Here is a 24954-nt window from a genome sequence, read left to right on the forward strand (position 1 = left end):
CTGAGCCCGCGCAGGCGGGCGAGCGCGACAGTTATAAGCGGCCATTATGACGCCTGTATGACAGGCAAGGGCAACCCTGCGACTTGAGGACGCAGTCATTGTCCTTGTAGGAAATGTTCACGTCGAGACACATTTGGACACTTTCCCCAAAGGCCACGAAGGGTTAGGCTGCGCGTTCATTTCGCCAGCACCCAGAAAATGCTCCAACAATTCCTGCAGGATTTCGGCTACTTTGCCCTTTTTCTCGGCACGTTTTTCGAAGGTGAGACCATCCTGGTTCTCGCAGGCTTCCTTGCGTTCCGCGGATACATGGATATCAACCTGGTGGTCGTGGTGGCCTTCTTCGGCAGCTATGCCGGCGACCAGCTGTGGTACTTCATGGGGCGCCGTCACGGGCGCAAGTTGCTGGCACGCAAACCGCGCTGGCAGATGATGGGCGACCGTGCGCTGGAGCACATTCGCCGCCATCCGGACATCTGGGTCCTGAGTTTTCGCTTCGTCTACGGTTTGCGCACGGTGATGCCGGTGGCCATCGGTTTGTCCGGCTACCCGCCGCGCCGCTACCTGCTGCTCAACGGCATTGGTGCGGCCATCTGGGCCCTGGCCCTGGGCGCCGCCGCCTATCACTTCGGCGCCATTCTCGAAGGCCTGCTGGGCAACGTGAAGAAATACGAGCTATGGGTGCTCGGCGGCCTGCTGGTGCTCGGTGGCTGCCTGTGGCTGCGCCGGCGCTTCAAGGCCGCGCGCATTGCGCGCAAGGAAGCGGCTGCCGTAGAGGCCGAAAAGGCTGAGCAGGCTGTAGCCAAGCAGCAGGACCCAAGCCAGGGCAGTGACCGGCCCTGAGCCCGTCATCCCGGCCAGGACCATGGCCGGGACATTCAGCCCCAGACGCAGCAGCTCCAGCCGCAAAGCCCAGGGGCGGTTCTCCAGGGCCGTGCCAAGCACGAACAAGCCAAATGCCATCAAGCCGCAGCCCAGCACCAGGGCAGCCACCGACAACTGCTCGGCGTGCTCCATCAAGTAACTGCCCAAGCCCACGTACACCGCGAACTGCAGCGCCACATACAACTGTTGCGGCCAGGCCAGCGGCACCTCGAATTTCTGGAAGCGGCTCAGGTCCTGCTTGGCTTGCGCAAACCTCCTGACCACGTCATCCGGGCGCCAGCCGGTAGGCATGAACCAGATTCGCAGCTTGTCCCACCAGTGCTCGGCATGCCGCGCATCGCTCCACAACTGGGCATAGAACTGCAGGTTGGCCCACAGCGGGTTCCAGCTGGCCAGCGGCGTGGTCACGCCGAAAATCACCGGCTCGTTGTCGTCCTCTTCCTGGAAGGTGCCGAACAGACGATCCCAGACAATGAACACTCCGCCGTAGTTGCGATCCAAGTACAGAGGGTTCTGCGCATGGTGGACGCGATGATTGGACGGGGTAATGAACAGCCATTCCAGCCAGCCCAGCTTGGGGATGTGCCGGGTGTGCACCCAGAACTGGTACAGCAGGTTCAGCGCCGCGACGGTGATGAACACCAGCGGCGGCACCCCCAACACGGCCAGCGGCAGGTAGAAGATCCACGACAGCAAGAAGCCGCTGCTGGTCTGGCGCAGGGCCGTCGACAGGTTGTAGTCCTCGCTCTGGTGATGCACCGAATGGGCGGCCCAGAGGATGTTGCGCTCGTGGCCCATACGGTGCAGCCAGTAATAGCAAAAGTCATAGACGACGAACGCCAGTACCCACACCCACAAGGCTTCGCCCGGCAGTTTGAACAGTGCCAGGTGCTCCCAGGCCAGCGCATAGGTCACCAGGCCGACGCCCTTGGTCAGCAGGCCGGTAGTGGTCGACAGCACGCCGGTGCTGAGGCTGTTGATGGCATCTGCCAGGCGATAGGTCCGCATGCCGCGCAATCGATCGGCGAGCAACTCGGCAACGATCAGAACAATGAAAAACGGTACCGCCAAAAGGATCAGGTCCATGGGTCTTTTCATCTCCAGCCTATCCAGCAAGATTAGGCCGGGAATGGCATAAACCCTATGGCGACATCTGCCAAACTAGAGGACATTTAGCGCCTCGAATCGGGAGTAGTGAGCATGACCCAGAAAAAAGTTGCTGTGATTCTTTCCGGCTGTGGCGTGTATGACGGCGCCGAAATTCACGAAAGCGTGATCACCCTGCTGCGCCTGGACCAGCGCGGTGCGCAGGTGCAGTGCTTTGCGCCGAACATTGCGCAGATGCACGTGATCGACCACCTGACCGGCGAAGAAATGCCCGAGACCCGCAACGTGCTGGTGGAATCGGCGCGCCTCGCTCGCGGCGAGGTCAAGGACCTGCGCGAAGCCGACGCCAAGGACTTCGACGCGCTGATCGTGCCGGGCGGCTTTGGCGCGGCGAAAAACCTTTCGAACTTTGCCGTTGAAGGCACAGGCTGCAGCGTGCACCCGGACGTCCTGGCCCTGGCTGAAGCCTTTGCCGAAGCCGGCAAGCCGGTCGGCCTGATCTGCATCTCGCCGGCCCTTGCGGCGAAAATCTACGGCCCCGGCGTGGTCTGCACCATTGGCAGCGATGCCGGCACCAGCGCGGCCATCGTCAAGATGGGCGGCACCCATGAGGAATGCGATGTCCATGACATCGTCGAAGACACCCAGCGCAAGCTGGTCAGCACCCCGGCCTACATGCTGGCGAAAAGCATCAGCGAAGCCGCCGGCGGCATCTACAAACTGGTCGACCGGGTGCTGGAACTGACCCACGAGAATGACTGAACACCCCTGCAGGAGCGGGCTTGCCCCGCGATCGCGCGCGAAGCGGTCGTCGTCCAGGCACCACATGATGCGCTGAGATCACCGACCTCATCGCGGGGCAAGCCCGCTCCTACTCAGCCGCGTAAGAATGCGGTCCAGGGCGTTGGCAAACGCCTGCTTCTCGCGATCGCCATACGGCGCCTGGCCGCCGCCGACCTGCCCCTGCTCGCGCAGGTCGGTGAACAGGTTGCGCACCGCCAGCCGCTCACCCATGTTGCGCTCGTCGAACTCCTTACCACGCGGGTCGAGGCAGGCAACGCCTTTCTTGACCAGGCGATCGGCCAGCGGCACGTCGCTGCAGATCACCAGTTCGCCGGGCACCGCGTGCTCGACCAGGTAATCGTCGGCGGCATCCGGCCCGCTGGGCACGACGATCAGTTTGACGCAGGCAAAAGCTGGCTTGATCTGGCTCTGGCCGGCCACCAGCACCACTTCCAGCTGACGCTTGAGGGCGAACTTGACCAGTTGATCCTTGGCCGCCTTGGGGCAGGCGTCGGCATCGATCCACACACGCATGGCACAGATTTCCAACAAAACGGGCGAACAGTATCCCTGCTCGCCCGTTTGCCTTCAAATCAGCCCGCTGGCTGGCGGCGCTTCTCGGCCAGGCGGCTGCGCCCGTAAAGGATGGCAATGGCCAACAAGGCCACCAGCTGCGCGGCCAGTGAATAGGCGTCGGCGTGAATGCCCAGCCAGTCGAAATCGAAGAACGCCACCGGCCGGGTACCGAACACCCCGGCCTCTTGCAGCGCCTTGACCCCGTGCCCGGCAAACACCACCGACAAGGCGCACAGCAGCGCCGCGTTGATGCTGAAGAACAACGCCAGCGGCAGTTTGGCCGAGCCGCGCAGGATCACCCAGGCCAGGCCCACCAGCAGCACCAGTGCCGTGGCACCACCGGCCAGTACCGCGTTGTGCCCGGCAGGGCCGGCCTGCAGCCAGAGGGTTTCGTAGAACAGGATCACCTCGAACAGCTCACGGTATACCGAGAAAAACGCCAGCACGGCAAAACCAAAGCGCCCGCCACCACTGACCAGGCTGCTCTTGATGTAATCCTGCCAGGCCGCCGCGTGCCGGCGATCGTGCATCCACACACCCAGCCACAGCACCATGACGCTGGCAAACAGCGCCGTGCAGCCTTCGAGCAGTTCACGCTGGGCGCCACTGACGTCGATTACATAGGCCGCCAGCGCCCAGGTACCCAGCCCGGCCAGCAAGGCCAGGCCCCAGCCGACGTTGACGCTGCGCACCGCCGATTGCTGGCCGGTATTGCGCAGGAAGGCGAGGATCGCCGCCAGCACCAGAATCGCTTCCAGGCCTTCGCGCAGCAGGATCAGCAAGCCCGAGATGTAGCTCAGCGACCAGCTCAGGCCATCGCCACCGAGCAGGCCGGCGGCGTCCTTGAGCTTGGCCTTGGCGGCATCCAGGCGTTGCTGCACCTGCTCAAGCGGCAAGCCGTCCTGCAGCGACTGACGGTAGGCCATCAGGGATTTCTCGGTGTCTTTGCGTACGTTGGCATCGACGTTGTCGAGCGAGCTTTCGACCAGCTCGAAACCTTCCAGGTAGGCCGCTACCGACAGGTCGTAGGCTTGCTCGTGATCACCGGCCTGATAGGCCGCCAGGCTCTTGTCCAGGGTGCTGGCGGTGTAGTCCAGCAGTTGCGCCGGGCCGCGCTGGACCTGCGGCGGTTGCGCACGCTGGGCGCGGAACCGGGCGAGCGCCTCTGGCCCTTCGCTGGCTTCAATTTCGGCCGGGGTCTGGCGGGCCAGGTCGGCCAGGTTGTAGGTTTTATCGCCTTTGGCCTTGGCCGGGTCGGCAGTGAAGCTGGCGACATAGGTCGCCAGGTCCCAGCGTTGGCGCTCGTCGAGCTGGTCGGCGAACGACGGCATGTCGGTGCCTTCGATGCCCAGGCCGAGGGTGTTGTACAGGTCGAACAGGCTCAGGCGATCCAGCCGTTCGAGGCTGCGCAGGTTGGCCGGCGGCGGGGTCAGGCCGAGGCCGGCGGGGCCGTCGCCGGCGCCAGTGTCGCCATGACACACCGAGCAATGCTGGGCATACAGCGGCGCGCCGCGACTCGGGTCCGGGGTAATGATCGGCGCCTGGCTGACCTCATAGGCCACCGCCAGTTGCGCGCCAAGCTGACGGGCCTGGCGGGCGACCACCGCGCCGTCCTGGCGTTGGCTGACCGCCGTACGCAAGTTGACCACGCCCTGCTCCAGGGCCAGGCGCTCAGCGCGTGCCGGCAAGGCGCCGATCAGTCCCTGCAACACATCGAGGAATTCGAGCTGTTCGCGGTATTCGCCGTCGTCGATTACCTTGCCCGCCTCGACGGTGGCCGGGTAATCGGCACCGATGTAATCGAGCAGGTGCAGGGCCTTGGCAGCGCCATCGGGGCTGTCGGCCAGCAGCGTGGCACTGCTCAGCGCCAGCACCGGCCAGAGCAGCCAGGCGAGTAAGCGGGAACGGGGAATCATGAGCGACTCTCAAATGGAAATACGAGGTAAAGCATTGTTCACTTCCACTGCCGTTCGCTCAAGGCTTGCCAGATGAATCCTTGAAAAATTTTGTGACAAATACCCTGCGACACCTCCCGATTAAAGAACGACCGTTCGTCGGCCGATAGCTGAATGCTGGCACGACGGCAAATTCCTAAAGCACAACGCCATTATTTAGCCAGCAAATGCGTTTATAATGCCGCGCCGCTATATAGCGGATCAGAATTTTGGCTCTTCTTTTAAGAGGATTTGGCGATATTGCCAAAGGGATGACAGCCTTCTCGCCCCCAGGCTTTTCATCAATTCAGGGAAGAAGAATTCAGATGGCATCCCGTGTCCTCACCGTCGCGACACTGCTCGCGGCCGTTCAACTGGCTGGTTGCTCGGCCTTTCGCAGCTATGACAGCGAACTTCAGGAAACCAACCAGCACCTGACCAGCGGCAACGTCGACGCTGCCCTGGCGCTGCTGGAAAAAAACAACAAGGGTGAGGACAAAGACCTTCTCTACTACTTCGAGAAAGGCGAGCTGCTGCGCTCCAAGGGCGACCTGGCCGGCAGCCAGCTGGCCTGGCGCAGTGCCGATGACGTGGTGTTCAAGTGGGAAGAGTCGGTCAAGCTCGACACCGACAAGTACCTGAGCCAGTTCGGCAGCTACCTGGTCAACGACAAGGTGCGCCGCTACGAAGGCTATGACTACGAAAAAGTCATGCTGACCACGCAGATGGCCCTCAACCTGCTGGCCCAGAACGACTTCGACGGCGCCCGTACCGAAATCAAGAAGACCCACGAGCGCGAAGCGGTGATTGCCGAGCTGCGCGACAAGGAATACCTCAAGCGCGAAGAAGAGGCCGAGAAAGAAGGCGTCAAGACCGAGTACAAGGACCTTCAGGGTTACCCGGTCGCCAGCCTCGACGCGCCAGAAGTGGTGGGCCTCAAGAACAGCTACCAGAGTGCGTTCAGCCACTACCTGTCTGGCTATGTCTACGAAGCCCTGGGTGAGAAAGGCCTGGCCGCACCGGGCTACCGCAAGGCTGCCGAACTGCGCCCGAACACCCCGCTGCTGGAAAAAGCCCTGCTCGACCTGGACAAGCCAGCGGCGAAAGCCACTGAAAGCGATGTGCTGATCGTGATACAGAGCGGCCTCGCTCCGGCCCGCGACTCGGTGCGCGTCCCGCTGCCGCTGCCGATCAGCGGCAACCTGGTGATCACCCCGCTGTCGTTCCCGGTGATCAAGGAAGACACTTCCACCGCGCATTTCAGCGAAATCTACCTCAACGACCACTCGCTGAAGCTGACCGCACTCAACAGCACCACTGCCATGTCCCGCCGCGCCCTGCGTGACGACATGCCGGGGATCATCCTGCGCACCAGCGTGCGGGCTATCTCTCGTGGTGTGGCGCAAAAGCAACTGAACGACGCCAACCCGCTGGCTGGCCTGGCACTGGGTATCGCCTCGACCATCACCGAAGGTGCCGACACCCGTACCTGGCGCACCCTGCCGGATGAAACCCAGGTAGCCCGCGTGCGCCTGCGTCAGGGCGAACACCAGTTGAGCCTGCCTTCGAGCCTGGGCGGCAGCCAGGTCAGCGTGAAGATTGACCGGCCGTTCCAGGTGGTCACCCTGCGCGTAGTCGGCAACCAGGTCTTCGCCGGTGGCCCTGCCCTGCAGGTGGCACCAAAAGCCACTGGCCAGGCCGTCGCCAGCCTCAAACAACCTTAAGGAAACGCCATGCGTATCAAATTGCTCGCCGTTCTCGTCACAGCCCTGCTGGCCGGTTGCGCGACCCCGCCACCACCAGAGCCGGGCAGCGCTGCCAGCAAAGTGGTGAAAATGGGCAACCTGAAGAACATCGAGACCGGCCCGATGCGCGTTGCGCGCGAGAACGGCTTCTTGACCGTCAAGGTGTCCCTGAACAACACCAGCAGCAGCAACAAGACCCTGTTCTACCGCTTCGCCTGGCTGGGCAACGACGGTTTCCCGGTGGCCGATGAAGAGAGCTGGAAGACCGTCACCCTGTATGGCAAGCAGGCCAGCGTGTTGCCGGCGATTGCCCCGGTCTCCCAGGCCACCGACTTCCGTATCGAAGTTCAGTCTCAGTAATCATTTTTGCAGGAGCACATTTTCATGATTGCACGCATTTCCCTCGCCGCCATCGCCATTGCCCTGGTCAGCGGCTGCAGCACCCCGTCGCCGGTCCTGGGCGGCAAGAACATCGGCTACGGCGACAGCAAGGCCGTAGAACTGGTCACCAACGAGTTCGGTTCGACCGACCTGCAGATGATCGCCGAGTCCATGACCCGCTCGCTGGCCCAGTCCGGCATCCTCCAGGGTCGCCCGGTGGTGCAGGTCTATGACGTGAAGAACAAGACCAGCGAGTACATCGATACCCGCGAGATCACCACGTCGATCAAAACCCAGCTGATGAAGTCCGGCACCGCCCGCTTCGCCAGCGACAACACCCAGATGCAGAGCCAGGTTGACCAGCTCAAGCTGCAGAACCAGAGCGGCCTGTACAAGAAAGGCACCGTGGCCAAGACCGGCAACATGATCGCCGCCAAGTACCGCCTGGAAGGCTCGATCAGCTCGATCGTCAAGCGCAGCAGCGACTACAAGGACGTGTTCTACAAGTTCAGCCTGCAGCTGATCGATGTCGAGAGCGGCCTGGCCGAGTGGATGGACGAGAAAGAAATCCGCAAGACCACGGAGCGCTAAGCAATGCGTGCATGGATGGGCATTCTGGGCCTGGCTTGCGCGTTCAGCGTGCAAGCGGCCCCAAAAGTCGCAGTAACCGACCTCGCCTACCAGGAGCGTGTGGAGCAGTACATCCACATGGTCTCGGCGCAGAACAGCAGCCAGGCGAGCATGTACCACGCCAGTGGTTCGTCGAGCTACAGCGAGTTCGAAAGCAGCGAGAGCTACATCGAGCAGACCGAGCTGCGCAAGTTCAGCGGCGACATCAAGGGCGAGATTCTCAAGTCCGGGATGTTCCAGCTGGTCCAGGGTACGCCGTACACCGCCGATGCCAAGGCTGACGTCTACGACGTTATCCGCCGCATCAAGAACGGCAACTTCAAAGGTGCTGACTACGTGCTGTTCGGTACCTTGTCGGATATCGACTTCCAGCGCGATATCACCTCCCTGGACAACACCAACAGCTATTCGGCGATCCTCGGCCTGAGCCTGGTGGCCGACTTCAGCCTGATCAACACCAAGACCTACGAGATCACCTCGGCGTTCACCGCCATGGGTGAGGGCCAGGACACCAAGCTGGTCAACAGCCAGGATGTTCGGGTCACCCTCAACCGCCCACGGGTGGTACGTGAGGTTTCCAAGGAACTGGGCATGGACGTTGCCAAGCAACTGGCCGAACAGCTGGTAGGCGCGATGCCGGAGCGTGAACGCACCCCGGCGCGCAACAACCTGCCGCCTGACGAGCCAGCGCAGATCCTGCGTTGAGAAAGTAAAAAGGCGACCTTCGGGTCGCCTTTTTTTATGCTGCTTGTTTTCCTACACCGGCGCGCGGCGAATGGTCGCCAGCAAGGTCGCAGCCCCCAGGAACAGTCCGGCAAAGGTGCGGTTCATCCGCCGCTGCTGCCGGGGCGTACGCAACAGGCGCAGCACTTTGGCCGCAAGCCCGGTGTAACCGGCCATGACCATCAGATCGACCGTGACCATGGTCGCGGCAATGATCAGGTACTGCGGCACCAGCGCCGCATGCGGATTGATGAACTGCGGCAGCACCGCGAGCATGAAGATCAGCGCCTTGGGGTTGCTGACGTTGACCAGAAAGCCACGGAACACCAGGCTCAACGGCTTGCCGATCGGGCGCACGGCGGATTCGTCGCTGATGTCAGCCGGCAGCGCCCGCCACTGCTTGACCGCCAGGTACACCAGGTAGGCCACGCCGAACCATTTGATCACCTGGAATGCGGTGGCCGATGCCGCGAGGATGGCACCGACGCCGGCGGCAATGATCGCAATCTGCAGCACCAGGCCCAGCTGCAGGCCTAGCGCGTTCCAGTAGCCGCGCCAGAAGCCGTATTGCAGGCCGCAGGACATCGAGGCAATGGCCCCGGCACCCGGCGACAGACTGATCACCCAGCAAGCGGCAAAAAATGCCAACCACGTTTCCAATGACATCGCGCACCTCGGCACTAACTTGTTACAAACCTCTAAGCTAGTGCCGTGGCGAAAAAATCACCACGATTTTTTTCTGCGATCGATCAATTGCCCGGGGTTTTGCTCTCGCTCACCAGCGGCAGCACTTCGGCACCGCGCCAGCGCCGCACCGATTTCTGGAAGAACTGGCTGTTGGGCACTTGCACCAGCGCACCGCCCGCTTCCGGCAGTTCGATCAAGGTGGTGAACAACAGGTTGATGGCCACCACCCGGCCTTTGACGCCCGGCTTGTCGATGGTTTCCACCAGTTCCACCACATCGCCGATGCGAAACGGCCCGACGGTAAAGATCAGCACCGCGCACAGCAGGTTCGACAGCACGCTCCACATGGCGAAGAACGCCACTGCGGCAACCGCCACGAACCCGGACAGTGCGGTCCACAGCACCGTGGCGGAAACCCCCAGGCGCTCGAGCACGAAGATTAGCGCACTGCCCATGATCAGCCAGCGCAGGCCACCACGCAGCGGCATCAGCAGCTCCGGTGGCAACGGGTAGCGCTCGCCCAGGCGCTTGAGGCAACGGGCAACCACGCGCTGCAGGATGAACGCCGCCGAAAGTATCAGCAGGATCTGCAAACCCAGCCAGAACGGAGCGATCCATTCCACCGGCAATGGCAACTGCAAGGATTCCATCAGGACAACGCCTCCAGCTCCGCCTGCATGCCCTCGAGGGTCTCCAGGGCGGCCATCCAGGCTTCCTCGAGCTCCCCTTCACGAACCTTGAGCTTGGCCTGCTGGGCCAACAGCTCACGCAACTCGTCCTTGCGCGCGGCTTCATACAGGGCGCTGTCAGCCAGGCTGGCATCAACCTTGGCCAGTTGCTCATGCACGGTGCCCAGCTCGCGTTCGAGCTTGTCGGCTTCACGCTTGTGCGGTGCCAGTTGCTGACGCAGGGCGGCAGCGGCTTGGCGCTGGGCCTTTTTGTCGGTCTTGTCGGCATTGACCGGCGCAGTGCTGACCGGGGCATTGCGTTGACGGTACTCGACCAGCCAGCGGGTGTAGTCGTCCAGGTCACCGTCGAAGGTCTCGACCTTGCCGTCGGCGACCAGCAGGAAGTCATCGGTGGTGCTCTTGAGCAAGTGACGGTCGTGAGAGACCACCAACACCGCACCACTGAACTCCTGCAGGGCCATGGTCAGCGCCAGGCGCATTTCCAGGTCCAGGTGGTTGGTCGGTTCGTCGAGCAGCAACAGGTTCGGCCGCTCCCAGGCGATCAGGGCCAGGGCCAGGCGGGCTTTTTCGCCGCCGGAGAAATTCACCACCGGCTCGTCGATGCGCGCGCCGCGGAAATCGAATCCACCCAGGAAGTCTCGCAAGGTCTGCTCGCGCTCGGTCGGCGCCAGGCGCTGCAGGTGCAGCAACGGGCTGGCCTTGTTGTCCAGCGAGTCGAGCTGGTGCTGGGCGAAGTAGCCAACCGAGAGGTTCTCGCCGCGTACCAGGCGCCCACTGAGCGGCTCCAGTTCGCCAGCGAGGTTCTTGATCAGGGTCGACTTGCCCGCGCCGTTGGGACCGAGCAGGCCGATCCGCGCCCCCGGGGTGAGCTGCAACTTGACCTTCTCGAGGATGGTCTTGTCGCCATAGCCCAGGCGGGCTTCGGACAGGTCGAGCAGCGGGCTGGAGATTTTCTCCGACTCGCGGAAAACGAAGTCGAACGGCGAATCGACATGCGCCGCCGACAGCTCCTCCATGCGCTCCAGGGCCTTGATCCGGCTCTGCGCCTGACGGGCCTTGGTGGCCTGGGCCTTGAACCGGGCGATGTACTTTTCCATGTGCGCGCGCTGCGCCTGCTGCTTCTCGTAGGCTTGCTGCTGCTGCGCCAGGCGTTCGGCACGGGTGCGCTCGAACGCGGTGTAGCCACCACGGTAGAGGGTCAGCTTGCACTGCTCGACATGGGCGACGTGATCGACCACGGCATCGAGGAAGTCACGGTCGTGGGAGATCAGCAGCAGCGTGCCCGGATAGCCCTTGAGCCAGTCTTCGAGCCAGAGGATGGCGTCCAGATCCAGGTGGTTGGTCGGTTCGTCGAGCAGCAACAGGTCAGACGGGCACATCAGGGCCTGGGCCAGGTTCAGGCGCATCCGCCAGCCACCAGAGAAGTCGCCGACCCGGCGGTCCATCTGCTCGTTGGTAAACCCCAGGCCTGCCAGCAGCTTGCGCGCCCGCGCATCGGCGGTATAACCGTCGGCGCTGTCGAGCTCGATATGCAGGCGTGCCAGTGCAGTGCCGTCGTGGGCAGCTTCGGCCGCAGCCAGGTCGGCCTGGACCTTGCGCAGGCGGGCATCGCCGTCGAGCACATAGTCGACCGCCAGGCGCTCGAGGGTGTCGACCTCCTGGCGCATGTGCGCGATGCGCCAGTCGCCAGGCAGCTGGCAGTCGCCGGAGTCGGGCGTCAGCTCACCGCGCAGCAAGGCGAACAGGCTGGATTTACCGGCGCCGTTGGCACCGATCAGGCCGGCTTTCTGGCCGGCGTGCAGGGTCATCTCGGCGCCTTCTAGCAGGCGCTGTGGACCACGCTGTAAAGTGAGGTTCGATAGTCTGATCATAATGGCCGCGGAGTCTACCAGCTTCGTCGGCAACTGGCGCGAGTGGGACCATGCACACCGACCTGTGGAATTTTGCCCTGAAGCTCTACGCTCGACCGGGCGTAGAAGCCGCCTGCCTGCAATGGCAGGCCCGGGGTGGCGACGTCTGCCTGCTGCTGTGCGGCGTGTGGCTCGGCGCACGCGGTATCGCAGCGAACGAACAACGGGTTAAACAACTCAAGGAACTCGCCGAGGCTTGGCAAACCGAGGTGGTGAAACCGTTGCGCGCACTGCGCCAATCCTGGCGTGACGAAGCAGCCAAGGATGCGCAACTGGCGGTATTGCGCGAGCAGGTAAAAGGCCTGGAGTTAGCGGCAGAACGCATCCTGCTGGAGCGCCTGGAGACGGCCTGCAAAGACTGGGCAGCAACGCCCGAAGCCGAAGTGGACTGGATAGGCTGGCTGGCACCCGAAGGCGCCGGTGCGCATCACGACGCGCTGCAAAGGCTGCGCGCCGTGATGCTGACGACTCAGGACGCCGAAGACGGGGTCTGAGTGGTCGATGCTACCGAAGCTGCTGGCGCTGTGGTTGCCGGTGCAGAAGCAGCGGGTGCTGCAGGCGCTGCTGGAGTAGCAGGCTTGGCAGCTACAGGCTGAGCTGGCTTGGCAGCGGCTGGCCTGGCTGCAGGTTTAGCGGCTGCCGGTTTGGCAACGGGTTTGGCCGGCGCTTTAGCTGCGGCAGGTTTAGCGGCCGGCTTGGCTGCAGGTTTTGCCGCTGCTGGCTTGGCTGCAGGCTTGGCAGGTGCTTTCGCCGCTGCTGGTTTGGCCGCTGGCTTGGCGGCAGGCTTGGCCGCTGCGGTTTTAGCCGCTGGCTTGGCTGGCGCTTTAGCCGCAGGTTTGGCTGCTGGCTTGGCAGCTGCGGTTTTTGCCGCAGGTTTAGCCGGGGCTTTAGCGGCGGCAGGCTTGGCTGCTGCAGTTTTTGCTGCAGGCTTGGCAGGTGCTTTCGCCGCTGCTGGTTTGGCCGCTGGCTTGGCGGCAGGTTTAGCCGCTGCGGTTTTAGCCGCTGGCTTGGCTGGCGCTTTGGCCACAGGTTTAGCCGCTGGCTTGGCTGCGGGTTTGGCTGCTGCGGTTTTAGCCGCAGGTTTGGCCGGTGCTTTGGCGGCAGGTTTTGCTGCGGGCTTGGCTGCTGCAACAGCAGGTTTGGCCGAACGCACGCTCAATGCCTTGGCGGCAGCTTCCTTGACCTTGCCAACGCCCTGGGCCAGTTTCAGGCTTTCCTGAGCGTCACGCTTGAGCTGCAGGATGTAGGTGCGGGTTTGCGTTTGGCGGTCTTTCAGCGAGTCGAGCAAACCTTCCAGTTCACTCACCCCGTCCTTGGCTTTTTTCTGCGCCTTGGCTTTGCCAGCCTTGGCAGCGTCCTGCAGTTTCAGCCGCGACTTGTGCAGTTTTTCCTGGGCCTTGCCACGTTGTTTTTCCAACTTGGCGAGTAGTTTTTCAGCATCAGCCAGCGCTTGCGAGCAGGCATTTTCCAAATGATCGAGCAGGCTGCCCGAGAGTTGCTGGAGCAGGTGCAACGGCGTACTTACTGGCTTCTTATTGGCCGACATGGTTTACCTCCTGGCTGACGAGATTGCGGCTCATACTATGCTTCTGCTGCTACCGCCGCTAGGGCATGTTGACAGTATTAAATGCGCCGCGTTGCATGCCTGGGCAAAGTTGTTATCGCTGCAGCTGGAAACAAGTGTAGATGCTGCACAAAGTGTTGCTGATATTTACACGAAGTGACGAGCGAAGGCTGGCATACTTTATTTCCTCTGAAGCAGGAGCGAGCCTGTGCCGCGTTATCTAGTCCTTACCCTGTTGCTGTTGCCAACAGCGTTAATTGCAGCGCCTGATACTAAACCCGCCAGCGACCATGACCTGGCTTACAGCCTGGGTGCCAGCCTGGGCGAGCGCCTGCGCACGGAAGTTCCCGGCCTGCAACTCGATGCCTTGATCGATGGCTTGCGCCAGGCTTATCAGAACAAGCCATTGGCCCTGAGCCAAGAACGCATGGCGGCAATACTCAGCGAACATGATGCCCAGGCCAACCAAGCTGCAGTTCAAGCACAAAGCGAACAATTGCTGAGCGCGGAAAAACGATTCCTGGCCACTGAACGGGCCCGGGCCGGAGTGCGTGAACTGGCTGAAGGGATACTCGTGAGCGAGTTGCAGGCCGGTACTGGCAGCAAGCCAAAAGCCGGCGGCAAAGTCCAGGTTCGCTATGTTGGCAAGTTGCCGGATGGCACGGTGTTCGATCAGAACCAGCAGCCGCAGTGGTTCAATCTGGACAGTGTGATCGAGGGCTGGCAAGTGGCATTGCCACAGATGGCGAGCGGATCGAAATGGCGACTGGTGATTCCTTCGGCGCAGGCCTACGGAGCCGAAGGCGCGGGCGACCTGATTGCGCCCTATACGCCGCTGGTGTTCGAGATCGAGTTGCTCGGGGTTGCCGACTGAAGGTCGGCAGCACCCTCAAGCCTGGACTGCGCCTTCTTCGCTGTGCGCGGTGTGCAGCACTTCGATCAGGCAGTCTTCGAGTTCGAAACGTTCGTGCAGCAAACTGCCCAGCTCGCGAAGCTTTTTCGCGAAGCGCTCAGAGTCATTGCAGTCGCCCTTGTCGCAATGATCGTTGAACGCCGACGCGATTTCGGTAATTGCATCAATGCGCGGGCTGATCTGCTTGGCCAGCTCGAGCCCGCGAGTATCGCCAAACGCCTTGGCTTCGCTGACCAGTTGCTCGCTCACTTCGAAATGCCAGGCTGACACGTAGTCGACCAGTACCGCACAGAAGTCCCGGCTCATGTCCTTGTCGGCAAAGGCCGGTTTGGCATCACGCAGCTCGCGGAAAGCCGTCACCAGCTCTGCACGCTCATCCAACCAGCGGTCAATGAGTTTATGGACCCCACCCCAGCGTTCCTGAGCATTCTGACAACTATCTAGCATGGCGATCTCTTCCCTTCTGGGTAATGCCCCCTGCCCCCGCGCCGCAAATGTGCAGAGCAAAGGTGAAGTCAGCAGAGCGGCATCGAGCAGCTGTGTTTTCGGTATGCGTGCAGGGAGATTATTCCCGTGCGCCCTAGCCTTCAAGGTACGCACGCGACAAAGTTCATACAAGTGTTTAATCCGCCCATCCTTTGCCGCCGGTCGCTTGCACAGTGAAAAACTTCGCCTCAGTTTTTTACCGAGCGACTGAACAGTGGCCGGGTGCGCCCGAGCAGGCGACAGGTCGGCAGGGTTGCCAGCAAGACGAACGACAAAAGGCTCCACTCAGGGATGGTCAGGTCGAGGAAACTCCAGGTGATTGGCACGCAATCCGGGCTGCCGATGATCATTGCCTTGACGACCTGAAGCATTGGCATGCTTTCGAGGACATAGTCAAAAGCCGGTTCGCATTCGATGCTCGAGAGCGCCGGATTGCCTTGCAGCCAGACATGCCGGGCGGCCAACAGTGCCCCGCCGGTGGCGAAGAACAACGCCAGCGCGGCATAGATGCGGGTGCCCAGACGCCCTGGGGAATGCACTACCGCGCACAGGCAAACCAGAGCAAAGGCGCCCAAAAACAAACGTTGGCTGTAGCACAGCGGGCAAGGCACCAGGCCCATGCCGAATTCCAGGTAATAGGCGGCAGCCTGGACCAGTACCGATGCCAGCAACGCCGGGAAGAACAGTGAACGCAAGCGGGCCAACGACATGGCGAATCCAGGAGCGCGATGGACAGGCGACAACGGTAGAGGAAAGGCGCGGCTTGTATCAAGGCAAGACAGCCGGGACAAGTCCCTGAACGACAAGGGAAGTATCCCGAACTAAGCAAGAAAGATAGCTGGGCATCTGAAGGAAAAATTACCGGCTAAAGCAGGAGATTTGTTCGAGCCCATGGGCACGCGTTTTTTCGCGCGCCCATGGGTAGCTCAAGCTCGCACGGCCTCTGGCAGCGGCAATGCCAGCAGACGCTGATCAAGCATGCCCAGGCCTTCCTGGAACAGCTGGTTGCTGCGCTCGGTATCGCCCAGGCCAGCGAGCAAGCGCGCAAGTTCTGCACAGGCTTCAGGATTGCGCTGCACGCGCAGGCTGCTTTCCAGGTAATCCCGTGCCTTGCCCCACAGGCGGTTCTGCAGGCTCAAACGGCCCAGGGTCAGCAGCAGGCTGGGGTCGTCGGGATGGTCCTTGAGCCAGCCTTCGGCAGTTTGCAGTTGGCGCGCCAGGTCACTGCCGCGCACCAGCCCGTACAAGCGCGCCAGGTGACTTTCGTACTGGCGCTTGAGGGCGGCGCGCAGGGCTTGCTCGGCTTCGCTTTCGGCGCCCAGCTGGCGCAGTTGCTCGGCATAGGCCAGCACCAGCTGAGGCTCCTGGCGCTGCGCAGCAGTGAGCTGCTGCCAGGCGCGCTCAAGGGATTGCCGGGCGGTTTGCTCATCGCCTTCGCGGCTGGCCGCCAGGTTGAGGTTCTCGCCCCAGGCGCGACGCTCAAGCTCGGCCAGCTCCGCTGCCGGCAGCACTTTATCCTTGCGCAGGTCGGGCAGCAGGCGGATCAGTGCCGACCAGTCGCCACGCTCGCGATACAGGCGTTGCAACAGGCGCAGCACCTGAACGTTATGCGGATGACGCTCCTGCATGGCCTGCAGGGTTACCAGGGCAGCGTCGCTGTCGCCGCGGTCCATCTGCAACTGGGCATGACTCAGGGCAATGGCCAGTTCCGCTTCGGGCTGGCGCTCCAGCGCCCGCTCCAGGAGGTTGTCGCTGTCTTCGCTGCGGCCCAGCTCGTTGGCGGCACGCGCAGCGCCGAGGTAGTACAGCAGCGGTTGACGCTCGGCTTCGGCAGCGCGGTGCAGGTGGCGCTGGGCACTGGCCCAGCGACCCTCGGCGAGATCCAGTTGGCCCTGCTCGATCGCCAGCTGGGTACGACGACTGCGGTTACGCCGCGACCAGGGGTTGACCACCCCGCCGGAGGTCAGCACCAGGCCCACCAGGTAGCGCACCAGCAACAGCGCCAGGATGATCCCGGCCAAGGCTGCGAGCGCTGCCCACAGGCCCGATTGATAGCGAAAGCTGCCGTAGGAAATCAGCACATAACCGCTGTGCTTGGCGATCGCGATGCCGAGCGCGGCTGCCACGGCAATGGCCACCACCGCCAGCAGGTAGACGCGCTTCATGGCTTGGCCCCCTCGACTGGCTGATGCCGGCGCTCAAGGTAGGCCTGCACGGCACTGATGCTGTCGGCCAGGTCCGGCACCAGCACGGTGACCGGCTGCTCGGCCAGTTCGTTGAGGGCGGCAAGCATCGCCTGGCTCTGCGGGTTGTCCGGGTTGAAGTTGGCCAGCAGTACGCTGCGGGCGTCGTCCAGGGCCTGGGTATAAACCTTGGCCTCGCCGTTGAGCGCCGCCCACTGGGCTTGTTCGATGGTCAGGCTCAGAGCCAGGCGCAGCTGGTTGAGTGACTGCCCGGATAGTAACGGACGAATATTGTCGTCAGCATCGAAATCGATCTGGAAGTACTTCGACAGCTCTGCCCACCACTGCGACCAGCGGCTGGCGCCATCGCCGTCGGCGGTCAAGGCACCCAGCGCATCGGCATTGCTGGTGAATTCCGGCGATTGCGCACTGAGCTGCAACACCTGCTCGCGCTGGGCCGCCAGCTTGAGGAAGAGGCCGGTGCGGTCGGGCTGCTGGACGCTGTTGAGGGTCGCCAGGCTCTTGGCCAGTTGCTCACGGGCGGCAAACGAGCCGGGGTCGCTCTGCTCACGAAGGATTTCATCGGCGCCCTTGACCAGCTCGCGCGCACTGGCGATGTCCTGCAAGGCAGACAGGCGCAGGCTGGCCAGGCGCAGCAGGTGCTCGGCCTCGGCCAGGCGCCAGTCCTTGCGGCTGGCGCCGAGGATGGTTTCCAGACGCTGGTTCAAGCGTTGCTGATCGCCTTGCAACTGCGCCACCAGGCGCCGGCGATCTTCAAGCTCGGATGCGGGCGGCAAGCCGGCCAGCTGCGCAGACATCTGCTGTTCACGTTGTTGCAGGGCCAGGGCTTGCTCGCTCAGGGCCTGCAGGCTCTGCACCTGGCCCTGCTCGCTACCCTGGAGCTGGCGAACCTGCCATACGCCCCATCCGCCAACGGCGACACCTGCCGCGCCCAGCAGCAAGGCCAGGACTGCCAGGCCGTTGCCGGAGCGTTTGGCAGGTTCCACGGGGGTTTGCGCAGGAGCCTCTGGGGCCTTCAGTTCATCGTTGGGCAAGACAGTTTCGCTCACGTATCCATCCTTTGCTTTGTGGCACGTCGCCAATCAGCTTAGCGCCTTAGGGGGCTGGTGCAGGAGTTTCCTGCAATGTTGCCAGCAAAGCCGCGGCGCTGGCACCACGGCAATCCACTACATTCTGTGCGCCACTGGCGCGGGCAAGTTCCGCCACCCGTGGGCTGGGCACGAACAACGGCAATTGCGCCAACTGCGGCCAGTGTTCACCGGCCAGTTGGCGCAAGTGTTGAAAACCCTGCCCACTGCTGACCACCAGGCCGTTCAGGCGTTCCCCGGCGATACACCGGACCAGGGTGGCCTCAGGGTAATGCGGCAGGTAGCGGCGATACAACTCAAGGTAATCGACCCGCGCGCCAAGTGCCGCCAGACGCTCGGCGAGCAGCTCGCGCCCGCCTTCGCCACGGATGATCAGCACCCGGGATTGCGGGCGCTTGATCGCCGCGGTCAACGCCGGCAGTTGCAGCAGCGCTTCGCTGTCATCACCTTGTGCCGGGTAGCTGACATTCAGACCGTGGTCGTCGAGGATCTGTGCGGTGGCAGCGCCAACGGTGAACCAGGCTTGCGCGGGCAGCTGCGGCCAGTGCGCGTTCAGTTGCTCAAGCGCCAGGCGCGCCGCCGGCTTGCTGACGACGATGATCGCGCTGTACTGGTCGAGCGCCTGCACCTGGCCAAGCTGCGCCGGCGTCAGCGCCAGCGGCTCGGTTTCCAGCAACGGCAGGCTACTGCTGAACACGCCCTGCTCAGCAAGCGTGCGGGCCAGCGCGCTGCACTCTTCGGCCGGCCGGGTCAGCAGCAGGCGCCAGGCGCTCACGGGTGCCCGGCCTCGCCGTAGACCGCCTTGAGGATGTCTTCAGCACCTTGGGCCAGCAGGTCTTCAGCGACCTTGATACCGAGCGCTTCGGCCTCCTCGCGCGGCGCACGGGCCTGAGCCGTGAGCAGCTTGCCGCCAGCCGGTTCGCCAACCAGGCCGCGCAGCCACAGCTGCTCGCCTTCGAGCACCGCGTAGCAGGCAATCGGCACCTGGCAGCCACCATTGAGGTGTTTGTTAAGGGCGCGCTCGGCAGTCACCCGGTCGGCGGTGTCGGCGTGATGCAGCGGCGCCAGCAGCGCATGGATTTCGCTGTCGGCACTGCGGCACTCGATGCCCACTGCGCCCTGGCCGCCTGCGGGCAGGCTGTCGTCGACGCTGATGCTGGAGGTGATACGGTCTTCGAAGCCCAGGCGGATCAGGCCGGCGGCGGCGAGGATGATGGCGTCATACTCGCCGGCATCGAGCTTGGCCAGACGAGTGTTGACGTTGCCGCGCAAGAAGCGGATCTCGAGGTCCGGGCGGCGGGTCAGCAACTGCGCCTGGCGGCGCAGGCTTGAGGTACCGACGATACTGCCGGCCGGCAACGCCTCAAGGCTGTCGAAGGTGTTGGAAACAAAGGCATCGCGCGGGTCTTCGCGCTCGCAGATGCAGAACAGGCCCAGGCCTTCGGGGAAGTCCATCGGCACGTCTTTCATCGAGTGCACGGCGATGTCGGCCTGGTTTTCCAGCAGCGCGGTTTCCAGCTCTTTGACGAACAGGCCCTTGCCGCCGATTTTCGACAGCGGCGAGTCGAGCAGTTTGTCGCCACGGCTGACCATCGGCACCAGGGTCACGACCAGGCCGGCGTGGGCCTGTTCCAGACGGGCTTTGACATATTCGGCCTGCCACAGGGCCAAGGCACTTTTGCGGGTGGCAATGCGGATTTCGCGAGTGGACATGGAACGATCCGTACGAGATAGATTCGCCCGATGATAACAGCTCAGTCCAGACCGCTAGCAGATCTAAATCATGGTAGGAGCCGACCATCCCTGGCCGTCGACCGCTCCCTGGTCCCCGCCCTTAAAGCTGTTGCATCATTTTACGTACACCAGCCACATGCCGGCGGCTGACGATCAGGGCATCACCGTTCAGGCCCTTGAGGAATAGCTGAAAATGCCCAAGCGGCGTGCGTTGCAGACGTTCGATGCGGTTGCGGGCGACCAGCGCATTGCGGTGAATGCGCACAAAGCGTTCACCAAACTCGTCTTCCAGAGCCTTGAGCGGCTCGTCGAGCAGCACTTCGCCGGCCTCGTGGCGCAAGGTCACGTATTTGTGGTCGGCAATGAAGTAGATCACCTGGTCGAGCGGAATCAGCTCGATACCCTTGCGGGTGCGCGCGCTGATATGGCTGCGCGGGCCGCTGCCGCTCTCGGCGGCCGGGCGGGTCAGGGCCGCCAGTTGCACGCGGTTGGGCCGTTCGGCCTTTTTCAAGGCGTCGCGCAGGCTGTCGGGCTGCACCGGCTTGAGCACGAAGCCCAGGGTGCTGTCCTTGAACGACTCGACGGTGAACTCATCGTCACCGGTGCAAAACACCACCGCAGGCGGTGCTTCGCGTTCGCACAGCCGGGCAGCGACCTGCAGGCCATCCAGGCCCGGCATGCGAATGTCGAGCAGGACCACCTCAGGCTTGAGGCTGTCGATCAGGGCCAGGGCCTCTTCGCCATTGGTGGCGCTGGGCTCCAGCACGGTATAGCCCTCCAGTTCGCCGAGCAGTCGGCTCAGGCGTTCCCGGGCTTGGGGTTCGTCATCAACGATCAGGACATTCATATAGCGCTGGATTCCTGCGTGAGTCTCGCACAAGGATAGCGTAGACAGGTGAGGTGACGACCGTCACGGCGATCCACGCTCAGACTCGCACGATGGCTAAAGATTCACTGGCCCGGCAGGAAACATGCCGCGCCTCTGTCCAACTGTAGACGGTTGCCGCAACACTGCCGTTCAATCGATAAATATCCTGTTGCAAGCGCGCTGTCGCGGGCCTGTGCTGCGACATAAACCCGCATTTGCCCCGACCGCCGCACTCCGGCAGCCCCGCCAATCCTGCTATGATCGACGCCACTTTTTCCGTTCACGCCTTCAAGAGTGAATCCATGAGCACCGACAAGACCAATCAGTCCTGGGGCGGCCGCTTCAGTGAGCCCGTCGACGCCTTCGTCGCCCGTTTCACCGCCTCCGTCAATTTCGACCAGCGCCTGTACCGCCACGACATCATGGGTTCGATCGCCCACGCCACCATGCTGGCGAAGGTCGGCGTCCTCACCGACGCCGAGCGCGACACCATCATCGATGGCCTGAAAACCATCCAGGGCGAAATCGAGGCCGGCAACTTCGACTGGCGCGTCGACCTTGAAGACGTGCACATGAACATCGAAGCGCGCCTGACCGACCGCATCGGCATCACCGGCAAGAAGCTGCACACCGGCCGTAGCCGCAACGACCAGGTCGCCACCGACATCCGCCTGTGGCTGCGTGACGAAATCGACCTGATCCTGGCCGAGATCACCCGCCTGCAGCAGGGCCTGCTGGAGCAGGCCGAGCGCGAAGCCGAGACCATCATGCCCGGCTTTACCCACCTGCAAACCGCGCAGCCGGTGACTTTCGGCCACCACCTGCTGGCCTGGTTCGAAATGCTCAGCCGCGACTACGAACGCCTGATTGATTGTCGCAAGCGCACCAACCGCATGCCCCTGGGCAGCGCCGCGCTGGCCGGCACCACCTACCCGATCGATCGCGAACTGACCTGCCAGCTGCTGGGCTTCGAAGCTGTGGGCGGCAACTCGCTGGACGGCGTTTCCGATCGCGACTTCGCCATCGAGTTCTGCGCCGCCGCCAGCGTGGCGATGATGCACCTGTCGCGCTTCTCCGAAGAGCTGGTGCTGTGGACCAGCGCGCAGTTCCAGTTCATCGACCTGCCCGATCGCTTCTGCACCGGCAGCTCGATCATGCCGCAAAAGAAGAACCCGGACGTCCCGGAGCTGGTGCGCGGCAAGACCGGCCGTGTGTTCGGCGCCCTCACCGGCCTGCTGACCCTGATGAAAGGCCAGCCGCTGGCCTACAACAAGGACAACCAGGAAGACAAAGAGCCGCTGTTCGACGCCGCCGACACCCTGCGCGACTCGCTGCGTGCCTTTGCCGACATGATCCCGGCGATCAAGCCTCGCCACGCCATCATGCGCGAAGCGGCCCTGCGCGGCTTCAGCACCGCCACCGACCTGGCCGACTACCTGGTGCGCCGCGGCCTGCCGTTCCGTGATTGCCACGAAATCGTTGGCCACGCGGTGAAGTACGGCGTCGATACCGGCAAGGACCTGGCCGAGATGAGCCTGGAGGAACTGCGCCAGTTCAGCGACCAGATCGAGCAGGACGTGTTCGCCGTACTGACCCTCGAAGGCTCGGTCAACGCCCGTGACCACATCGGCGGGACTGCGCCTGCGCAAGTACGCGCCGCCGTAGCCCGCGGCAAGGCGCTGCTCGCCGCGCGCTAAGCCCTTCCTGCGTCTTGCTACCCAGCCAGTTCTGCCTGGGTAGCCGCACGCAAGCGCTGAAGGAAAGCCGGCGTTTTGGCTTTCCTGTCAGCTGCGACCTTGTGCACATTCGGATTTTCCCCCAGTCGCTCGAACAGTGCCCGGGCGCCCGGCAATGGCTGCAGGTAATCAATGCCGAACAGACGCTGGCCAACCTGGCAGGCCAGGTCGACGCTATAGAGAAAGTACAGGTCCGCCAGGGTAAGGCACTCGCCTGCCACATACGGGGCGAATCGACCGCGCTGGGCCAGGGCGGCAAAGCCCTTGTCCAGATCACGCCGGGCCTTGGCCTTCAAGGCCTCCGGGGTCGCCCTGCCGGCAAAGAACACTTCGACATAGCAGTAGCGGGCGGGCAGCTCGATGTACAGCTCGATTTCCTTGGCCAGCGCGCGCACCTGGGCGCGCTGGAAAGGATCGGCCGGCAACAGCGCCACCTCAGGGCAGGCCTCTTCGAGGTAATCGAGGATGGCGTCGGTTTCGCTGATAAAGCCCTGCGCCACCTCCAGCACCGGCACCTTGCCGCGCGGGCTGATCGCCAGCACTTGCGGGTTCTGGCAACCATGCAGGGGCACCTCCTCGAACGGCAGGCGTTTTTCCAGCAGGGCGAGCTTGACCATGTTGTAGTAGTTGCTTGCAGAGAATCCGTGCAGTCGGAACATTTCCGGCCTCCTAGCCGCGTGAAGTCTCTGCATTTTTGGAACGAATCAAGCCAGAAAGCTGCCGTATGCTTCCTATAGACACGTAGGAGCTTTCTGCTTTTGCCTCAATAGTGCTCCAATCAGCGCTTGCCCGAGCGCACCATCTCGAGGAAAGCCGGCATCTGCGCTTCCTTGTCGGCGACGATCTTCTGTACGTTCGGGTTGTTCTTGAACTGCTCCAGCAGCGCCTTGGCCTGTGGGAAGTCTTCCAGCACATCGATGGCAAAAACCTTCTTGCCCACGGCATAGGCCAGGTCGACGCTGAAGCAGAACAGCAAGTCGGCGATGGTCAGGCTGTCGCCGGCCACATAAGGGCTGAACTTGCCGTTACGCTTGAGGGTAGCGATACCGGCCAGCAGTTCGGTCTTGGCCTTGGCCTTGATGGCTTCATCGACCTGGGCGCCGAAAAACGCTTCGGGGTAGCAGGCACGTGCGGGCAGCTCGATGTACAGCTCGATTTCCTTGGCCAGCTCGTGAACCTTGGCCTGGGCAAATACCCCCTCCGGCAGCAATGCCTTGCCTGGCTGGGTCTGCTCGATGTAGTCGAGGATCAGGCTGGTTTCACTGAGAAAACCGTCTTCGCTCTGCAGCGCCGGTACTTTGCCGCGCGGGCTGATTTTCAGCGCTTCGGGGCTCTGGCCGCCGAAAAACAGCACTTCCTCAAACGGTACGCCCTTTTCCAGCAGCGCCAGTTTGACCATGTTGTAGTAGTTGCTGACCGCGAATCCATGAAGCTTGAGCATGAAACAGCCTCCAGGCCGAAAAGGGGTTGGCCGGGTTGTTATAGACCCAAGTGCCGGGTACTGACCAGCATCATGAAGATTGTCGATAACAAGGCATTGCTGCCGGGCCCGTGGCAAACTGGGTTCCCCAAAAGAGGAAAGCGCCCATGAGCGAACCAACCGATATCGACAACGACGAAGAAGCGTTCGCCGAGTCGACCCTGATCGAAGCGATCGAGAACCAGATCGAAAGCGATAACCCGCCAGCGGCCAAGGCCACGTTCAACAAGCTGACCCTGGTAGGTTACGAGCGTGAAGACATCCTCAACCTCATGGCCCACGTGCTGGCCTACGAGATTGACGCGATGCTCGAAGAGGACCGCGCGTTCAACACCCAATGGTATGAAACCGCCTTGCGCGCCCTGCCCGAGCTGCCACCGGAAAAGGTCTGAAGCAAAGCAGGATTTCCCTGACTACACTGCAAAACCAGGCACCGGCGACGGTGCTGCCCTCCTTGTCTGGAAGTCGGAGTCTTTATGTCGTTTACCCCCGAACTGATTGCCGAGCTGGAAGTCCTTGCCTTGTTCAACCTGGATAGCAGCCAGGAAGGCATCAAGGTCCATAACACTGCCTCCAAGGAGGTGATCGCCGCTGCGCGTCGCCTGTACGAGAAAAAGCTCACCGACCAGCCCGATGGCGGTTATCTGACCAGCCTTGGTCACGATGCTGCCGAGAACGTGCAGGTGTTGCTGAACATTCTGAACGTCGTCGAACCTGCCTGATAACTGCAATCGCGGGGCAAGTCGGAACGCAGCACCGCCGCTCCTGCCGGCCTGGTGGGTGAGGCGGTGCGGCGCCCCGACTTGCCCCGCGATGCGTCAAGCGCTAATA

Annotated in this window: 26 protein-coding genes and 2 pseudogenes; 11 read left to right on the top strand and 17 right to left on the bottom strand. The window is 62.8% G+C overall.

Annotated elements, in window-relative coordinates; genetic code table 11:
* Positions 1 to 198 precede the first annotated feature (198 nt).
* Positions 199 to 843, top strand: coding sequence for a DedA family protein (locus ACZ9A3_RS22825; protein ID WP_082075496.1), 645 nt, complete (start codon positions 199 to 201; stop codon positions 841 to 843).
* 501 nt (positions 844 to 1344) lie between these two features.
* Here the strand turns inward: ACZ9A3_RS22825 and ACZ9A3_RS22830 are convergent.
* Positions 1345 to 1983: pseudogene (locus ACZ9A3_RS22830) on the bottom strand (sterol desaturase family protein); the annotation flags it as partial.
* A 102-nt stretch (positions 1984 to 2085) separates the two neighbouring features.
* Between ACZ9A3_RS22830 and elbB the strand changes: the two are divergent.
* Positions 2086 to 2754 (top strand): isoprenoid biosynthesis glyoxalase ElbB, encoded by a 669-nt coding sequence (gene elbB, locus ACZ9A3_RS22835; RefSeq protein WP_476253146.1) that lies wholly within the window; start codon positions 2086 to 2088, stop codon positions 2752 to 2754.
* An 87-nt stretch (positions 2755 to 2841) separates the two neighbouring features.
* Here elbB and ACZ9A3_RS22840 read toward each other — a convergent pair whose 3' ends face one another.
* Together ACZ9A3_RS22840 and ACZ9A3_RS22845 are read right to left on the bottom strand one after the other, a co-directional pair.
* Positions 2842 to 3309: a YaiI/YqxD family protein gene (locus ACZ9A3_RS22840; protein WP_093378193.1), complete on the bottom strand. Its 468-nt coding sequence runs from the start codon at positions 3307 to 3309 to the stop codon at positions 2842 to 2844.
* Between the two features lie 59 nt (positions 3310 to 3368).
* Positions 3369 to 5267, bottom strand: a complete 1899-nt coding sequence (locus tag ACZ9A3_RS22845) for an FTR1 family protein (RefSeq protein WP_476253147.1) — start codon at positions 5265 to 5267, stop codon at positions 3369 to 3371.
* A gap of 344 nt (positions 5268 to 5611) precedes the next feature.
* Between ACZ9A3_RS22845 and ACZ9A3_RS22850 the strand changes: the two genes are divergently transcribed.
* The 4 genes from ACZ9A3_RS22850 to ACZ9A3_RS22865 are packed head-to-tail and all read left to right on the top strand — an operon-like array spanning position 5612 to position 8746.
* Entirely contained in the window at positions 5612 to 7009 is a 1398-nt protein-coding gene (locus tag ACZ9A3_RS22850) for a COG3014 family protein (RefSeq protein WP_045201029.1), read from the top strand.
* Between the two features lie 9 nt (positions 7010 to 7018).
* Positions 7019 to 7390 (top strand): YcfL family putative periplasmic lipoprotein, encoded by a 372-nt coding sequence (locus ACZ9A3_RS22855; RefSeq protein ID WP_045201027.1) that lies wholly within the window; start codon positions 7019 to 7021, stop codon positions 7388 to 7390.
* A 24-nt stretch (positions 7391 to 7414) separates the two neighbouring features.
* Positions 7415 to 8002: a penicillin-binding protein activator LpoB gene (gene lpoB, locus ACZ9A3_RS22860; RefSeq protein WP_045201026.1), complete on the top strand. Its 588-nt coding sequence runs from the start codon at positions 7415 to 7417 to the stop codon at positions 8000 to 8002.
* A 3-nt stretch (positions 8003 to 8005) separates the two neighbouring features.
* The gene (locus ACZ9A3_RS22865) at positions 8006 to 8746 is read left to right on the top strand and encodes a hypothetical protein (protein ID WP_045201024.1); all 741 of its coding nucleotides are present in this window, start codon (positions 8006 to 8008) and stop codon (positions 8744 to 8746) included.
* Between the two features lie 51 nt (positions 8747 to 8797).
* Here ACZ9A3_RS22865 and ACZ9A3_RS22870 read toward each other — a convergent pair whose 3' ends face one another.
* From ACZ9A3_RS22870 to ACZ9A3_RS22880, 3 genes are all read right to left on the bottom strand, one after another.
* Complete coding sequence (locus ACZ9A3_RS22870; RefSeq protein WP_045201023.1) at positions 8798 to 9430, bottom strand: LysE family transporter; 633 nt, start codon at positions 9428 to 9430, stop codon at positions 8798 to 8800.
* A gap of 83 nt (positions 9431 to 9513) precedes the next feature.
* Positions 9514 to 10101 carry a mechanosensitive ion channel family protein gene (locus tag ACZ9A3_RS22875; protein WP_045201021.1) on the bottom strand — a complete coding sequence of 196 codons (588 nt, stop codon included), beginning with the start codon at positions 10099 to 10101 and terminating at the stop codon, positions 9514 to 9516.
* Positions 10101 to 12011 (bottom strand): ATP-binding cassette domain-containing protein, encoded by a 1911-nt coding sequence (locus ACZ9A3_RS22880; RefSeq protein WP_195885294.1) that lies wholly within the window; start codon positions 12009 to 12011, stop codon positions 10101 to 10103. The genes ACZ9A3_RS22875 and ACZ9A3_RS22880 overlap by 1 nt, the downstream gene beginning before the upstream one ends.
* A 50-nt stretch (positions 12012 to 12061) precedes the next feature.
* On the opposite strand from ACZ9A3_RS22880, the gene ACZ9A3_RS22885 reads away from it, so the two are divergent.
* Positions 12062 to 12544, top strand: coding sequence for a TIGR02444 family protein (locus ACZ9A3_RS22885; RefSeq protein WP_045201017.1), 483 nt, complete (start codon positions 12062 to 12064; stop codon positions 12542 to 12544).
* On the opposite strand, the gene ACZ9A3_RS22890 is transcribed toward ACZ9A3_RS22885, so the two are convergent.
* Positions 12520 to 13596, bottom strand: a complete 1077-nt coding sequence (locus ACZ9A3_RS22890) for an AlgP family protein (RefSeq protein WP_476253148.1) — start codon at positions 13594 to 13596, stop codon at positions 12520 to 12522. The two genes, ACZ9A3_RS22885 and ACZ9A3_RS22890, sit on opposite strands and share 25 nt — an antisense overlap.
* A gap of 226 nt (positions 13597 to 13822) precedes the next feature.
* Between ACZ9A3_RS22890 and ACZ9A3_RS22895 the strand changes: the two genes are divergently transcribed.
* Positions 13823 to 14488 (top strand): FKBP-type peptidyl-prolyl cis-trans isomerase, encoded by a 666-nt coding sequence (locus ACZ9A3_RS22895; RefSeq protein ID WP_045201016.1) that lies wholly within the window; start codon positions 13823 to 13825, stop codon positions 14486 to 14488.
* 15 nt (positions 14489 to 14503) lie between these two features.
* Here ACZ9A3_RS22895 and rsd read toward each other — a convergent pair whose 3' ends face one another.
* The 8 genes and pseudogenes from rsd to ACZ9A3_RS22935 form a co-directional block, all read right to left on the bottom strand.
* Entirely contained in the window at positions 14504 to 14974 is a 471-nt protein-coding gene (gene rsd, locus ACZ9A3_RS22900; RefSeq protein WP_476253149.1) for a sigma D regulator, read from the bottom strand.
* 227 nt (positions 14975 to 15201) lie between these two features.
* On the bottom strand, positions 15202 to 15723 hold the full coding sequence (locus ACZ9A3_RS22905; protein ID WP_045201012.1) for a disulfide bond formation protein B: 522 nt from the start codon (positions 15721 to 15723) through the stop codon (positions 15202 to 15204).
* A 216-nt stretch (positions 15724 to 15939) separates the two neighbouring features.
* Positions 15940 to 17178, bottom strand: coding sequence for a heme biosynthesis protein HemY (locus tag ACZ9A3_RS22910; protein WP_045201010.1), 1239 nt, complete (start codon positions 17176 to 17178; stop codon positions 15940 to 15942).
* Positions 17175 to 18266 (bottom strand): uroporphyrinogen-III C-methyltransferase, encoded by a 1092-nt coding sequence (locus ACZ9A3_RS22915; protein ID WP_476253150.1) that lies wholly within the window; start codon positions 18264 to 18266, stop codon positions 17175 to 17177. The genes ACZ9A3_RS22910 and ACZ9A3_RS22915 overlap by 4 nt, the downstream gene beginning before the upstream one ends.
* Positions 18267 to 18312: 46 nt before the next feature.
* Positions 18313 to 19080, bottom strand: a complete 768-nt coding sequence (locus tag ACZ9A3_RS22920; RefSeq protein WP_045201006.1) for a uroporphyrinogen-III synthase — start codon at positions 19078 to 19080, stop codon at positions 18313 to 18315.
* The gene (gene hemC, locus ACZ9A3_RS22925) at positions 19077 to 20018 is read right to left on the bottom strand and encodes a hydroxymethylbilane synthase (RefSeq protein WP_045201004.1); all 942 of its coding nucleotides are present in this window, start codon (positions 20016 to 20018) and stop codon (positions 19077 to 19079) included. Before hemC ends, ACZ9A3_RS22920 begins: the two co-directional genes overlap by 4 nt.
* A gap of 121 nt (positions 20019 to 20139) precedes the next feature.
* A complete protein-coding gene (locus ACZ9A3_RS22930; protein WP_045201002.1) occupies positions 20140 to 20886 on the bottom strand; it encodes a LytR/AlgR family response regulator transcription factor in 747 nt (248 codons plus the stop codon).
* Positions 20883 to 20990: pseudogene (locus ACZ9A3_RS22935) on the bottom strand (sensor histidine kinase); the annotation flags it as partial. The gene ACZ9A3_RS22930 and the pseudogene ACZ9A3_RS22935, both read right to left, overlap by 4 nt.
* A gap of 219 nt (positions 20991 to 21209) precedes the next feature.
* Between ACZ9A3_RS22935 and argH the strand changes: the two are divergent.
* Positions 21210 to 22604, top strand: coding sequence for an argininosuccinate lyase (gene argH, locus ACZ9A3_RS22940; protein ID WP_476253151.1), 1395 nt, complete (start codon positions 21210 to 21212; stop codon positions 22602 to 22604).
* Positions 22605 to 22621: 17 nt separating this feature from the next.
* Here argH and ACZ9A3_RS22945 read toward each other — a convergent pair whose 3' ends face one another.
* Entirely contained in the window at positions 22622 to 23302 is a 681-nt protein-coding gene (locus ACZ9A3_RS22945) for a glutathione S-transferase family protein (RefSeq protein ID WP_476253152.1), read from the bottom strand.
* 119 nt (positions 23303 to 23421) lie between these two features.
* Positions 23422 to 24084 (bottom strand): glutathione S-transferase family protein, encoded by a 663-nt coding sequence (locus ACZ9A3_RS22950; RefSeq protein WP_045200996.1) that lies wholly within the window; start codon positions 24082 to 24084, stop codon positions 23422 to 23424.
* A gap of 146 nt (positions 24085 to 24230) precedes the next feature.
* Here ACZ9A3_RS22950 and ACZ9A3_RS22955 point away from each other — a divergent pair, with 146 nt between their 5' ends.
* On the top strand, positions 24231 to 24515 hold the full coding sequence (locus ACZ9A3_RS22955) for a hypothetical protein (protein ID WP_476253153.1): 285 nt from the start codon (positions 24231 to 24233) through the stop codon (positions 24513 to 24515).
* 84 nt (positions 24516 to 24599) lie between these two features.
* Entirely contained in the window at positions 24600 to 24845 is a 246-nt protein-coding gene (locus ACZ9A3_RS22960; RefSeq protein ID WP_045200993.1) for a TIGR02647 family protein, read from the top strand.
* Positions 24846 to 24954 lie beyond the last annotated feature (109 nt).

It is taken from the genome of Pseudomonas sp. TE4620 (genome assembly GCF_056279045.1).

Bases quoted from the DNA above. Each gene is read 5' to 3' on its own strand.
- ACZ9A3_RS22905 (WP_045201012.1), bottom strand. From the start codon at position 15,723: ATGTCGTTGGCCCGCTTGCGTTCACTGTTCTTCCCGGCGTTGCTGGCA.
- ACZ9A3_RS22955 (WP_476253153.1), top strand. From the start codon at position 24,231: ATGAGCGAACCAACCGATATCGACAACGACGAAGAAGCGTTCGCCGAG.
- lpoB (WP_045201026.1), top strand. From the start codon at position 7,415: ATGATTGCACGCATTTCCCTCGCCGCCATCGCCATTGCCCTGGTCAGC.
- ACZ9A3_RS22870 (WP_045201023.1), bottom strand. From the start codon at position 9,430: ATGTCATTGGAAACGTGGTTGGCATTTTTTGCCGCTTGCTGGGTGATC.
- ACZ9A3_RS22885 (WP_045201017.1), top strand. From the start codon at position 12,062: ATGCACACCGACCTGTGGAATTTTGCCCTGAAGCTCTACGCTCGACCG.
- ACZ9A3_RS22960 (WP_045200993.1), top strand. From the start codon at position 24,600: ATGTCGTTTACCCCCGAACTGATTGCCGAGCTGGAAGTCCTTGCCTTG.
- ACZ9A3_RS22930 (WP_045201002.1), bottom strand. From the start codon at position 20,886: ATGAATGTCCTGATCGTTGATGACGAACCCCAAGCCCGGGAACGCCTG.
- ACZ9A3_RS22950 (WP_045200996.1), bottom strand. From the start codon at position 24,084: ATGCTCAAGCTTCATGGATTCGCGGTCAGCAACTACTACAACATGGTC.
- argH (WP_476253151.1), top strand. From the start codon at position 21,210: ATGAGCACCGACAAGACCAATCAGTCCTGGGGCGGCCGCTTCAGTGAG.
- ACZ9A3_RS22890 (WP_476253148.1), bottom strand. From the start codon at position 13,596: ATGTCGGCCAATAAGAAGCCAGTAAGTACGCCGTTGCACCTGCTCCAG.
- ACZ9A3_RS22825 (WP_082075496.1), top strand. From the start codon at position 199: ATGCTCCAACAATTCCTGCAGGATTTCGGCTACTTTGCCCTTTTTCTC.
- ACZ9A3_RS22840 (WP_093378193.1), bottom strand. From the start codon at position 3,309: ATGCGTGTGTGGATCGATGCCGACGCCTGCCCCAAGGCGGCCAAGGAT.
- rsd (WP_476253149.1), bottom strand. From the start codon at position 14,974: ATGCTAGATAGTTGTCAGAATGCTCAGGAACGCTGGGGTGGGGTCCAT.
- ACZ9A3_RS22875 (WP_045201021.1), bottom strand. From the start codon at position 10,101: ATGGAATCCTTGCAGTTGCCATTGCCGGTGGAATGGATCGCTCCGTTC.
- ACZ9A3_RS22845 (WP_476253147.1), bottom strand. From the start codon at position 5,267: ATGATTCCCCGTTCCCGCTTACTCGCCTGGCTGCTCTGGCCGGTGCTG.
- ACZ9A3_RS22880 (WP_195885294.1), bottom strand. From the start codon at position 12,011: ATGATCAGACTATCGAACCTCACTTTACAGCGTGGTCCACAGCGCCTG.
- elbB (WP_476253146.1), top strand. From the start codon at position 2,086: ATGACCCAGAAAAAAGTTGCTGTGATTCTTTCCGGCTGTGGCGTGTAT.
- ACZ9A3_RS22945 (WP_476253152.1), bottom strand. From the start codon at position 23,302: ATGTTCCGACTGCACGGATTCTCTGCAAGCAACTACTACAACATGGTC.
- ACZ9A3_RS22865 (WP_045201024.1), top strand. From the start codon at position 8,006: ATGCGTGCATGGATGGGCATTCTGGGCCTGGCTTGCGCGTTCAGCGTG.
- ACZ9A3_RS22910 (WP_045201010.1), bottom strand. From the start codon at position 17,178: ATGAAGCGCGTCTACCTGCTGGCGGTGGTGGCCATTGCCGTGGCAGCC.
- ACZ9A3_RS22855 (WP_045201027.1), top strand. From the start codon at position 7,019: ATGCGTATCAAATTGCTCGCCGTTCTCGTCACAGCCCTGCTGGCCGGT.
- hemC (WP_045201004.1), bottom strand. From the start codon at position 20,018: ATGTCCACTCGCGAAATCCGCATTGCCACCCGCAAAAGTGCCTTGGCC.
- ACZ9A3_RS22850 (WP_045201029.1), top strand. From the start codon at position 5,612: ATGGCATCCCGTGTCCTCACCGTCGCGACACTGCTCGCGGCCGTTCAA.